Origin of the sequence: Streptomyces sp. SA15 (assembly GCF_002291145.1) — a bacterium.
GTDB lineage: Bacteria > Actinomycetota > Actinomycetes > Streptomycetales > Streptomycetaceae > Streptomyces.
Genome location: NZ_NTGE01000041.1, coordinates 1 through 11,817, shown reverse-complemented (window position 1 = coordinate 11,817; position 11,817 = coordinate 1). Strand labels below are relative to the sequence as shown.

The window sequence follows — 11,817 nt, the reverse complement described above, 5'->3', positions numbered from 1 at the left end:
GGACGTGTCGGGCGGTGTCCGCCCGCAGCGGTTGGCGCGTCAACCCGGCCGCGTCGGTGAGAGACCGATTCCGCTCGGTGAGAGACCGATTCCGCGCCGTTCCGAGGACGGACACCCCCCGGCGCGGCCCCGACCCACCACCAAGCGGCAGGCGCTGCGCGCGCCCCCACCCCATCCGCACAGGCCGCCGCAGGCATCCCCACCCGGCCAAACCGCCGGAGGCACAACGCACCCGGCCGAACCGCCGGAGGCAACCCCCGAAGGAGACCCCAAATGAACACCTCCCGACCCGACGAGACCTCGGCCCCGGGAGCCGCCCGATGAGAGTCCTGCTGATCGGAGCCAACGGCTACCTCGGCCGCTTCGTCGCCGACCGCCTGCTCGCCGACCCGGCCGTCCAGCTCACCGCCCTCGGCCGCGGCGACGACGCCGATGTCCGCTTCGACCTCGCGTCCGGCAGCCCCGGCGCCCTCACCCGCTTCCTCGACGCGGTCCACCCCGGCGTGGTCATCAACTGCGCCGGCGCCACCCGCGGCGGCGCCCGCGAACTCACCCGCCACAACACCGTCGCCGTGGCCACCGTCTGCGAGGCCCTGCGCCGCAGCGGCTGCGGCGCCCGCCTCGTGCAGATCGGCTGCGGCGCCGAGTACGGCCCCAGCCAGCCCGGCTCCTCCACCGCGGAGGACGCCGTCCCCCGCCCCGGCGGCCCGTACGGCGTCAGCAAACTCGCCGCCAGCGAACTCGTCCTCGGCTCCGGCCTGGACGCCGTAGTACTCCGGGTCTTCTCCCCGGCGGGCCCCGGCACCCCCGCCGGCTCCCCGCTGGGCCGCCTGGCCGAGGCCATGCGCCGCGCCATGCAGTCCGGCGACGGCGAGCTCAAGCTGGGCGGTCTCGGGGCCCAGCGTGACTTCGTCGACGTCCGCGACGTCGCCCGCGCCGTGCACGCCGCCTCGCTCTCCGCCGCGCAGGGCGTCATCAACATCGGCTCGGGCCGCGCCGTCCGCCTCCGTGACGCCGCCGCGGTCCTCGCCCGCGTGGCCGGATACGCCGGTGCCCTCCACGAACTCGACGGCCCTCCCGGCCCGCTGAGGGCGACCATCGGCCACCCCCGCACCGATTCGGACCACGCGGCCCCGGTCGCGTACCCGTACCCGGACGGCTGCGGCAGCTGGCAGCAGGCCGACGTGCGCACCGCACGCGACCGGCTCGGCTGGCGCCCCCGGATCAACCTCGAGGAGTCCCTCGCCGACATCTGGATGGAGGCGGCATGCCGCATCTGACCAGCACCACATCCGGCACGGCGAGCACCGACCTGTGCACCGGCTTCGGCATCCCGGGTTTCGCACACCCCCTCGTCGCCCCCGTCGAATGGGCCGAGCTCACCCGTCCCGGCACACCCTTGCACTGGGTCGTCCTCAATGTCGCGAACGGCCCCGGCGCCCGCCCCGACCCGCACTGTCTGGAGGCGGCCGGCCGCCTGCGCAACGCCGGTATCCGCGTCCTCGGCCACCTCGACGTCACCCACGGAGCCCGCGCCTTCGGCGAGGTGATCTCCGACGCCCACCGCTACCTCGACTGGTACCGGGCCGACGGCTTCTTCCTGGACCGCTGCCCGACCGAACGGGCCATGCTCCCCGAGATCCGCCGCACCGTCACGACACTCCGCGCGATCCGTGACGACGCCCACATCGTCCTGGGCCACGGCACCCACCCCCACCCCGGTTATGCCGAGAGCGCCGACCAGTTGGTCACCTTCTCCGGCCCGTGGAGCGACTACCGCTGGTCGCAGGTGGCCGAGTGGACCGCCGACTACCCACCCGACCGCTTCTGCCACTTCGTGCACGGAGTCCCGCGCGGCCACCTCGACGAGGCACTGCGCATCGCCCGCTGGCAGGGCGCCGCGACGATCTACTTCACCGACCGCACGGACCGCTGCGGACGCGTCGACCCCTGGGAGGCCATGCCCGGCTACTGGGACGAAATCGTCTCGCGGATCGGAACAGGTGTCTCGGAATGAAGAAGGCCATGGCAGTGTTACGAGGAGAACAACCGTAGTGATTGACCGACCAACGGAGTCCCCGTGTCGCTGCCACCCCTGGTCGAGCCGGCCGCCGAGCTCACCGTAGACGAGGTCCGCAGGTACTCCCGCCACCTGATCATCCCCGACGTCGGGATGGACGGGCAGAAGCGGCTGAAGAACGCCAAGGTGCTGTGTGTGGGCGCCGGCGGCCTGGGCTCGCCGGCGCTGATGTACCTGGCCGCCGCGGGCGTCGGCACGCTCGGCATCGTGGAGTTCGACGAGGTCGACGAGTCGAACCTGCAGCGCCAGATCATCCACAGCCAGGCCGACATCGGCCGCTCCAAGGCCGAGTCCGCGCGCGACTCCGTCCTCGGCATCAACCCGTACGTGAACGTGGTCCTTCACGAGGAGCGGCTCGAGGCCGACAACGTGATGGACATCTTCAGCCAGTACGACCTGATCGTCGACGGCACGGACAACTTCGCGACCCGCTACCTGGTCAACGACGCCTGCGTGCTGCTGAACAAGCCGTACGTGTGGGGTTCGATCTACCGCTTCGACGGCCAGGCCTCCGTCTTCTGGTCCGAGCACGGCCCCTGCTACCGCTGCCTCTACCCGGAGCCCCCGCCGCCGGGCATGGTCCCCTCCTGCGCCGAGGGCGGCGTCCTGGGCGTGCTGTGCGCGTCCATCGGCTCCATCCAGGTCACCGAGGCCATCAAGGTCCTCACCGGCACGGGCGAGCCGCTCGTCGGCCGCCTGATGATCTACGACGCCCTGGAGATGCAGTACCGGCAGGTCAAGGTCCGTAAGGACCCGGGCTGCGCAGTCTGCGGCGAGAACCCGACCGTCACCGAGCTCATCGACTACGAGGCCTTCTGCGGCGTCGTCTCCGAGGAGGCCCAGGAGGCGGCCGTCGGCTCGACGATCACTCCGAAGCAGCTCAAGGAGTGGATCGACGACGGCGAGAACATCGAGATCATCGACGTCCGTGAGATCAACGAGTACGAGATCGTCTCGATCCCGGGCGCCAGGCTGGTCCCGAAGAACGAGTTCCTCATGGGCACCGCCCTGGAGACCCTCCCGCAGGACAAGAAGATCGTCTTGCACTGCAAGACGGGTGTCCGCAGTGCGGAAGTCCTCGCCGTTCTGAAGTCCGCGGGCTTCTCCGACGCCGTGCACGTCGGCGGTGGCGTGATCGGCTGGGTCAACCAGATCGAGCCGCACAAGCCGGTGTACTAGGCCGCGGCCGGCACCCCGTACATGAGGGCGGGGGCTCGCCTCGCTTCCGTGACGGCGGGGGCTTCGCGCACCGCAGGTGCCCGAGGCCCCCGCCGTCGTCATGAGCAGACCTTGCCGTCCTTCGGCACCGTGCCGCTCAGCAGGTACGCGTTCACCGTCGAGTCGACACAGTCGCTCCCGCTCCCATAGGCTCCGTGCCCCTCGCCCTTCCAGGTGAGCATCACACCGACGCCCTTGCCGAGCTCGTCCGCCATCTTCCGGGTGCCCTCGTACGGCGTCGCCGGGTCGCCGGTGTTGCCGACCACCAGGATCGGTGCCGCACCGGGCGCGCTCACCTCCGGCGTGTCGTACTGGCCGGCCACCGGCCAGTCGTGGCACCAGCCGGCCGTGTCCCAGCCCAGGGACGTCCCGAACACGGGCGAAATCTTCTCGAACCGGGGCAGCAGCTTCTTCGTCTCCTCGGGCGTGGGCCGCTGCTTGTCGTCCAAGCACGATATGACCCGTTGCGAGTGGGTCGTCGTGCCGTACCGCCCCGACGGGTCACGTCCGTTGTAGAGGTCGGCGAGCGCCAGCAGCTCGGAGCCGTCTCCCCGCTCCGCCGCGTCCAGCGCGCTGGTCAGGGTCGGCCAGCTGTCCTCGCTGTACAGCGGCAGGATGATGCCGGTGAACGCCAGCGTCTGGGTCAGCTTCCGCCCGGACGAGGCGGGCAGCGGATTGGCGTCGATGCGCTCCAGCAGATCCACGATCTTCCGTGAGCCCTCCGCGGGGTCCTGGCCGGTGGACTCGAGGTAGGCGTCCAGCGCGCGCTGGAATCCCCGGGCCTGGTTCTCGGCGTGGCCCACCGTGCCGACGCTCGGGTCGACGACGGCGTCGAGGATCACCCGCCCCACGTTCTTCGGGAACAAGTGGGCGTAGACGCCGCCGAGTTCGGTGCCGTACGAGATACCGAAGTAGTGCATCTTGCTGTCGCCGAGGACCTGGCGCATCAGATCCATGTCGCGGGCGGTGTCGGTGGTCGAGACGTGCGCCAGCAGCTTGCCCGCGTCCTTCGCGCAGCCCTTGCCGAAGTCGGCGGCGTCCTGGAAGTACGCCTCCTCCTCGGTCGGGGTGTCGGGTGTGATGTCCACCGATTCGGAGGCCTGGATCGCTTTGTCGCTGCGGCACCGGACGCCCTCACTGGCGCCGACCCCGCGCGGATCCCAGCTGACCAGGTCGTACCGCTCACGGAGCAGGGATGCGGTGGCGGCGTACCCGGGCATCACGGACACGCCCGACTCGCCCGGGCCGCCGAAGTTGAACAGGAGCGAGCCGACGCGGTTCTCTCCGCGGGCCTTGGAGCGGATCAGCGCCAGGCCGATCGTCTCGCCGTCCGGCTTCGACCAGTCCAGCGGCACCTTCAGTGTCGCGCACTGCCAGTCGCTGCCCGGCGCGGAGGAGTCGGCGGTGGCCTTGCAGCCGCCCCAGTCCAGCTTCTGCGAGGTCAGCGAGGAGGGCGGTGCGGCGGTGGCCGCGCTGGAGGAGCCGACCGACGGCCGCGCCGTGCCGGTCTCCCCGCTGCTCTTGTCGTCGCCGGACGAGCCGCCGCTGCATCCGGTCACCAGGAGCGCGGCGGCGGCCCCCAGGGCCGTCCACCGTACGAATCGCGTCATTGCACTTCCCCCCTCGCAGGCCGTCCGCCTCGTGCCGCGGATGGCGGTCCGGCCATGGTAGGCGGATCCCGCGACGGCCGCTTCGGCCTGTGGATAACCTTTTGACCAGCGCGTTTCCCGGGTTTCCGGTGCGGGGTCAGGAGCAGACGGTGCCGGCCGCCGGAACCTTCCCGTCCAGCAGATAGCCGTTCACCGCGTCCTGCACGCACTTGTTCTTGCTGCGGTATGCCCCATGCCCCTGCCCCCTGTACGTCAGCTCGACACCGACACCCTTGCCCAGCGCGGCCGCCATCTTCCGCGCGCCCTCGTACGGCGTGGCCGGGTCGCCCGTGTTCCCCACGACGAGGATCGGCGCGGATCCGGGCGCGCTCACGTCGGGATGGTCCGCGGCGCCCGCCACCGCCCAGTCGGTGCAGGTGAGCATGGACCAGGCCATGAAGTCGCCGAAGAGCGGCGAGGCGGCCCGGAACTCGGGAAGTTTCCGCTCCACGTAGTCGGCGGTGTACCGCGGCTTCTCGTCCGCGCAGTTGATGGAGACGTTGGCCGCGGTGAGGTTGCTGTACTCGCCGTTCTCGTTGCGCCCGTTCATCGCGTCGGACAGCGCCATCAGGATCCTGCCGTCGCCGCCGTACGCCTGCTCCAGGCCCTCGGTGAGGTACTTCCAGAGGTCCTGCGAGTACAGCGCCTGCAGGATGCCGTTGGCCGCGGGCGTCTGGGTCAGCTCGCGCGGATAGAAGCCGGGAATGGGCTTGCTGTCGAGGTCCGCGAGCAGTTCGGCGATGCGGCTCTTGACGTCCTCGGCGCTGTCGCCGATCGGGCACCACTCGGTCCTGGAGGTGCAGTCCTCGGCGAAGTTGTCGAGGGCGCGCTGGAAGCCCTTGGCCTGCCCGAGCGAGCCTTGCTCGGGGTTCTGCGTCGGGTCGACGACCGCGTCGAAGACCGCGCGGCCGACGTTCTTGGGGAACAAGTGGGCGTAGACGCCGCCGAGTTCGGTGCCGTACGAGATGCCGAAGTAGTGCAGCTTGTCGTCGCCGAGAACCTTCCGCATCAGGTCCAGGTCGCGGGCCGCGTCGGTGGTGCGCACGTGCGGCAGCATCCTCTCGGAGTTCTTCTCGCAGGCCGCGTTGAACTCCCTGGTGTTGTCCAGGAGCTTGGCGCGCTCGGCCGTGTCGTCGGGAGTCGCGTCCTGCTGGAAGTACGCGTCGAGCTGGAGGTCGTTCTGGCACTCGACCGGGACGCTGCGGCCGACACCGCGCGGGTCGAAGCTGACCAGGTCGTAGCGGGTGCGCAGGGTCGCGAAGTCCTTGCCGAAGGCGGGCAGTGTGGTGACGCCGGAGCCGCCGGGGCCGCCGAAGTTGAAGACGAGCGAGCCGATGCGCCTGCTCGCGTCGCCACTGGCCTTCGCCCGGATCAGCGCCAGCTTGATCGTGTCGCCCTTGGGTTCGTCCCAGTCGAGGGGGGCCTTCATGGTGGCGCACTGCCACTTGTCGCCGTTCGGCAGAGGGGACGGGGCGTCACCGCCGCCCTCCGCCTCGGACGGCGCCGGGCAGTCCTCCCAGCTCAGCTTCTGGGCCGACAGGTCCTCGTCCTCGGAGTCGTCGCCGCAGCCCGCCAGTACGGAGGTCAGCACAAGGGCGGTGGCGGTCAGGGCGGCGGCGCGCAGCCGGGCAGGGTTCGGCATGCTTCCATCCTGCGGTCGCCTACGGCGGGGCGCTCGGGGCGCGGGCCGTACGAGGTACGTGACTTAAGGGGTCCTTGCACGATGAGCACCGGATCAGGTCGCGTGGTCTGGTGCCGTGCATCGCAAGGCGCCGGAGCGCCCTCGTCGGAGCCACGTGGGCGTTTCGGCAACGTGGCGAGGTGCGGTGCCAGGCCGCGCGACCCGGGCGGGCACAGTGCAAGGACCCCTTACAGCGCGCCCTTGCGGTTGAGGTGGTTGAAGGCGAGCCAGCCCGGCAGCACCGGCAGCCAGAGCGTCAGCAGCCGGAACAGCAGCACCGCGGGCGCCGCGACCTCCTTGGGCAGGCCGACGCCGATCAGACCGAGCGTCAGGGTCGCCTCGACCGCGCCCACGCCTCCCGGGGTCGGGGCGGCGGAGCCGAGCGCGTTGCCGGCAAGGAAGACGACAGCCACGCTGGCGATGCTGATCGAGGTCGTCTCGTCGCCGAACGCCCGGATCGACGCGTCCAGGCACATCACGAAGCAGGCAGTGAGCAGCAGCATGCCGCCGATGCCGGCGACCAGCTTCTGCGGTCGCTGCAGCACGTCGAGCATGCGGGGCACGACACCCGCGAACAGCGACCTCACGCGCGTGGCGACGAATTTCCGCATGAACGGCACGGAGGTCACGACGAGCACGAGCACCGCCACCGTCAGCAGACCCGCGATGACCGTGCGGGACGGCGACAGCGACGGAGTCTTCTCAGTGCCGGTGAGATAGCCGAAGGACAGCAGCATCAGGATGTGGCAGCCGAGCCCGAACAGCTGCGACGCACCGACGCTCGCCACCGCGAGCCCGGGGCGTACGCCCGCGCGTTGCAGGAAGCGCGTGTTGAGGGCGACACCGCCCACGGCGGCCGGCGCGACGATCTTCACGAACGATCCCGCGACCTGAGCCGCCACCGTGCGCACGAATGGCACTCGCTCGGGTACGAAGCCCAGCAGGGCCATCGCCGCCGCGAAGTAGCTCGCCGCTGAGAACAGTACGGCCGCGGCGACCCAGCCCCACTCGGCGTTGGCGATGAGCGGGCCGAACTCGATGTGTGTGAGCTGGGTCAGCAGGAAGTACGCGCCGATGGCACCGGCGATGAAACTGATCAACGTGCGCGGCCGCACCCGCTGCAGCGAGGCCGGCTCGACCGGTGCCTGCGGCCGGATCAGCAGCACCTCGTGGCGGATCTGCGTGAGCAGATCCTCCTCGCGCGCCTCCTCCACAGCCTCGTCGATGGCCCGCTTCTCGGCCCTGGCTTCCGCCTTCACGGCCTTCTTGTCCGGCTTTTCGAGTACGGGCCCGGCCTCGGCCGGCGCTTCTTCCAGGCGGGTCTGCTTGGCGTGCCGGGACGTCTCCAGCACCGCCTCCCGCTCGCGCTCGGCCCGTTCCCGGGCCAGTTTTCGCAGCGTCGCGCGCGTGGATCGGCTCAGCGCGATGGGCTGGAGCATCGGCAGACAGTCGGCCACGGCGTCGGGGCCGAGCACGCCCACCGCCGCGGCCACCGCGCGCTCGGCGCCCACCCTGAGGCCCAGCGTCACCAGCAGCTGGGAGATGTCCATGCGCAGCAGCAGATCGCCGGCCGCGATCTCACCGACGCGCAGATCGGTGAGGATCACCGTGCCGGAACGATCCACCAGAATCGCGTCGCCCACCAGCCTGCGGTGCGCGATCCGCCGGGACTGCAGGGCCCTCACCTGATGCCAGGTGTCGCGCAGCAGCTCGTCGGTGATCTCCTCGTCCGGCAGCGAGTCCAGGGTGCGCCCGCCGGTGTGCTCGTAGACGAGCATCACCGCGTCGGGGCCCAGCTCCGAGGTGGCGATCAGCTTGGGCGCGTTGGCGCCGGCCGCGATGGCCGCGTACGCGAGCAGTGCCTCCTGTTCCAGTGCCTGGCGCAGCGACTGAAGGCTGCTGCGGGTGGCGAAGCCGCGCAGGGTCAGATTGCGCCACGCGCGATAGAAGAAGCCCTGCGCCTGCTGTTCCCGGTCGACCACCGTCACGTCCAGCGGCGGACCGTCCTCCAGGGTGACGAAGTAGCGGCGGCCGCGGTCGCCGGTCTCCGGCGTGTCCGACACTTCCACGCGGGACGCGCTCACCGGATGGAAGCCGACGGTCCTGAGGCCGGCCATCAGGGTCCGTCCTGTGGGACGGACGTTGGGCGAGCCGACGGCGTACAGCGTGCCGTAGGCCACGGTCCAGCCGATCAGCAGCGTCAGGGTGATCGAGAACGCTGTCGTGTAGCCGGCGACGAGCATCGAGATGGCGTCGAGCAGCAGCACGATCCACAGCACCGCCCGCCAGCGCGGCCTGCGCGACATGCCGACGGCCGTCATGTACGCGATGACGGGAGCCAGATAGCCGTGCACGGGGTCGGTGAGGGCGTGGATGTCGCCGGGGGAGGGCTTGGTGAGCGCCTCCTGGATCGAGTCGGGGGCGGCCCGCGCGACCCACAGATCGGTGGCCAGGGTGACGCCGTGCGCGAGCACCGCCGCCAGCACGCCGTCGGCGATACGCAGCCCGTCACGCTTGATCAGCCGCTCGATCGCGAACGCGACCGGCACCAGGAGGATGGCGATGCTGGAGGCCAGTCCCGCGAAATTGGTGAGCAGGTCGGGTGCCTGGCCGGTGCCCTTGTTGATGTCCTCTTCGAGGCCCGAGGTGGTGCCGTGCGCGAACGCGGCGATCGCGAGCAGTACGGCGACGGCGATGACGCCGACCAGCAGCCGCATCAGGTCGGAGGGCCGGTGCACGCGCGCGGGGAGCAGCGGTTCGTCGCCCTCGACCTCGTCGGCGGGTACCTCGTCGGGGTCGTCTTCAGACACGGACCGGGTCGTGGGCGCCTCCTTGTCGGCCTCGTCTGCGCTCTTGTCGTCGTCCGCCTTCTTGCCCGCCTCGCCCGGGTCGGCGGTGCCCGGGCTCGACGAAGCGGCAGAGGTGCTGTCCGCGTCCTCGGGGTGCACACCCTGCTGCTTCATCGTCTCTTCTTGGTCTCGTATCACCGGTCACCGCCCGCACGATGGTGGCATGCCCCACCGACACACGGGGGCGTCAGGGTGCACCTGCGGGGGCGCACAGTCTGCCCGAAGCGCCGCCCCGGAGCGAAGGCTACGCACGGTCGCGAGCGCGTCACATTGTCGGTGGCGTCGGGCAATATGGGGCGGATGAGCGAGGAGAGCCTGCCGAAGGACGACGCCCACGCGGAGTACACGGACACGCTGCCGGAGTACGCCGAGCGGGTCCTCGACGTGACCGAACGGATTCCGCCCGGGCGCGTCATGACGTACGGCGACGTCGCCGAGTGGCTCGAGGAGGGAGGCCCCCGTCAGGTCGGCCGTGTGATGTCCCTCTACGGCGGGGCCGTTCCCTGGTGGCGTGTCGTGCGCGCGGACGGAGTGCTGCTTCCGGGGCACGAACTGGAGGCGCTCGGCCACTACCGCGAGGAGGGCACGCCGCTGAAGCAGGCCGGCAGAGCCGCCGAGGGCCATCTCCCGCGGGTCGACCTGAGACGAGCCCGGTGGGACGGCGGCGAACGCGCGCAGGGTCACATCTGACAGCATCCGCCATCGGACGGGTCGAGGGGCAACCCGAAGCCCGCACGGGGGAAGCAGGGCACGTACGTGGCATGGCGTACGTTCGTGAAGCGAGGGACATACGTGTCGCGAGTGCCGTGAGGGAAGAAGCGGAAGACCTGCTTCCGCGCCGCCCGTCGGCGTAGCGTCGCCAGCGCGTATCCCCCTCACCCCCCGGCCACCGCCCTCCACGCGCGGCGGTCCTTTCCACAGCACACCCACCAGGACCGGCGAACCACGTGAGCTCCTCTTCCTCCACCAGGCGCCTGTCGCACACCCAGGTGCGACAGGGGAACCGTGGCGCTTACCGACTGGTGCGTACCCCGCCGGCCCGCGTGGATCCCCCTCGTCTGGACGCCGCCCAGCGCGCCGTGGTTGACCACCGCACCGGCCCGCTGCTCGTTCTCGCAGGTCCCGGCACCGGCAAGACCACCACGCTCGTCGAGTCGGTGGCGGCGCGTATCGCCCGGGGCGGGGACCCCGCGCGCCTGCTCGTGCTGACGTTCAGCCGCAAGGCGGCTGTCGAGCTGCGCGACCGTATGGCGCTGCGCATAGGGGCGGCACGCGCTCCCCAGGCGACCACCTTCCACTCGTTCTGCTACGCCCTGGTCCGCGCCCACCAGGACACCGACCTGTTCGTGGAGCCGCTACGGCTGCTGTCCGGCCCCGAACAGGATGTCGCCGTACGCGAACTGCTGGCGGGCCAGCCGGACCTGGAGCGGCTCGGCCTCGCGCATGTGCGCTGGCCGGACGAACTGCGCGCCTGCCTGACCACCCGCGGCTTCGCCGACGAGGTCCGAGCGGTCCTGGCCCGCAGCCGTGAACTGGGCCTGGGCCCGGGCGCCCTGGACGCCTTCGCCCGCCGTATCGGCCGCCCCGACTGGCGTGCCGCGGCCGCCTTCCTCGCCGAGTACCTCGACGTGCTCGACCTGCAGGGCGTGCTCGACTACGCCGAACTGGTCCACCGCGCGGTCCTCCTCGCCCGCCGCCCCGAGGTCGCCGCGCGGCTCGCCGCGCAGTACGACGCCGTCTTCGTCGACGAATACCAGGACACCGATCCGGCGCAGGTACGGCTGCTGCACGCCCTCGCCGGCGGCGGCCGCACCCTCCTCGCCTTCGGCGACCCCGACCAGTCGATCTACGCGTTCCGAGGCGCGGACGTGAACGGCATCCTGGACTTCCCGCGGGCCTTCCCGCGCGCGGACGGCCGCCCCGCGCCCGTCGAGGTCCTGCGCACCTCCCGCCGCTCCGGCGCCGCCCTGCTGGCCGCGACCCGGCTGCTGACCCAGCGCATGCCGCTGACCCGCCTTGCGGCCGACAAGGTGCGCGCCCATCGCGAACTGGCTCCGGTACGGGGCGGGGGCCAGGTCGAGGTCTACACGTACCCGACGCCCGGCACCGAGCTGGACAACATCGCCGACATCCTCCGCAGGGCGCACCTGGAGGACGGAGTCCCCTGGAGTGACATGGCCGTCCTGGTGCGGGCCGGCTCCCGCACCATCCCGACGGTCCGCCGCGCGCTCACCGCGGCCGGCGTCCCCCTGGACATCGACGGCGACGACCTGCCCCTGCGACATGAGCCCGCGGTGGCACCGCTGCTGACGGCGCTGCGGGCGGTGGCCGCCGCGGAGG

At 71.2% G+C, this 11,817-nt stretch carries 8 protein-coding genes; 5 read left to right on the top strand and 3 right to left on the bottom strand.

Translation table 11 applies throughout. The features are described 5' to 3' along the window. Window positions 1-320: 320 nt before the first annotated feature. The 3 genes from CLM62_RS07395 to moeZ all read left to right on the top strand — a co-directional run bounded on the left by CLM62_RS07395 (window position 321) and on the right by moeZ (window position 3,259). On the top strand, window positions 321-1,280 hold the full coding sequence (locus CLM62_RS07395) for an NAD(P)-dependent oxidoreductase (RefSeq protein ID WP_095749052.1): 960 nt from the start codon (window positions 321-323) through the stop codon (window positions 1,278-1,280). Further along, entirely contained in the window at window positions 1,268-2,017 is a 750-nt protein-coding gene (locus CLM62_RS07390) for a spherulation-specific family 4 protein (protein ID WP_095749051.1), read from the top strand. Before CLM62_RS07395 ends, CLM62_RS07390 begins: the two co-directional genes overlap by 13 nt. Window positions 2,018-2,080: 63 nt before the next feature. Continuing rightward, window positions 2,081-3,259 carry an adenylyltransferase/sulfurtransferase MoeZ gene (moeZ, locus tag CLM62_RS07385; protein ID WP_095749050.1) on the top strand — a complete coding sequence of 393 codons (1,179 nt, stop codon included), beginning with the start codon at window positions 2,081-2,083 and terminating at the stop codon, window positions 3,257-3,259. 98 nt (window positions 3,260-3,357) lie between these two features. Here the strand turns inward: moeZ and CLM62_RS07380 are convergent, their stop codons facing one another. The 3 genes from CLM62_RS07380 to CLM62_RS07370 all read right to left on the bottom strand — a co-directional run bounded on the left by CLM62_RS07380 (window position 3,358) and on the right by CLM62_RS07370 (window position 9,591). Then, window positions 3,358-4,908 (bottom strand): alpha/beta hydrolase, encoded by a 1,551-nt coding sequence (locus CLM62_RS07380; protein ID WP_095749049.1) that lies wholly within the window; start codon window positions 4,906-4,908, stop codon window positions 3,358-3,360. A 136-nt stretch (window positions 4,909-5,044) separates the two neighbouring features. Beyond that, window positions 5,045-6,589 (bottom strand): alpha/beta hydrolase, encoded by a 1,545-nt coding sequence (locus tag CLM62_RS07375; protein ID WP_095749048.1) that lies wholly within the window; start codon window positions 6,587-6,589, stop codon window positions 5,045-5,047. Between the two features lie 227 nt (window positions 6,590-6,816). Then, entirely contained in the window at window positions 6,817-9,591 is a 2,775-nt protein-coding gene (locus CLM62_RS07370; RefSeq protein WP_095749047.1) for a lysylphosphatidylglycerol synthase transmembrane domain-containing protein, read from the bottom strand. A 186-nt stretch (window positions 9,592-9,777) separates the two neighbouring features. Between CLM62_RS07370 and CLM62_RS07365 the strand changes: the two genes are divergently transcribed. Both CLM62_RS07365 and CLM62_RS07360 read left to right on the top strand, forming a co-directional pair. After that, window positions 9,778-10,167, top strand: a complete 390-nt coding sequence (locus CLM62_RS07365; RefSeq protein ID WP_179381988.1) for an MGMT family protein — start codon at window positions 9,778-9,780, stop codon at window positions 10,165-10,167. 257 nt (window positions 10,168-10,424) lie between these two features. Then, window positions 10,425-11,817: ATP-dependent helicase (locus tag CLM62_RS07360; protein ID WP_143658969.1), on the top strand; the 1,393-nt coding region annotated here is incomplete at its 3' end.

Bases quoted from the DNA above. Each gene is read 5' to 3' on its own strand.
- CLM62_RS07365 (WP_179381988.1), top strand. From the start codon at position 9,778: ATGAGCGAGGAGAGCCTGCCGAAGGACGACGCCCACGCGGAGTACACG.
- CLM62_RS07370 (WP_095749047.1), bottom strand. From the start codon at position 9,591: ATGAAGCAGCAGGGTGTGCACCCCGAGGACGCGGACAGCACCTCTGCC.
- CLM62_RS07375 (WP_095749048.1), bottom strand. From the start codon at position 6,589: ATGCCGAACCCTGCCCGGCTGCGCGCCGCCGCCCTGACCGCCACCGCC.
- CLM62_RS07380 (WP_095749049.1), bottom strand. From the start codon at position 4,908: ATGACGCGATTCGTACGGTGGACGGCCCTGGGGGCCGCCGCCGCGCTC.
- CLM62_RS07395 (WP_095749052.1), top strand. From the start codon at position 321: ATGAGAGTCCTGCTGATCGGAGCCAACGGCTACCTCGGCCGCTTCGTC.
- CLM62_RS07390 (WP_095749051.1), top strand. From the start codon at position 1,268: ATGCCGCATCTGACCAGCACCACATCCGGCACGGCGAGCACCGACCTG.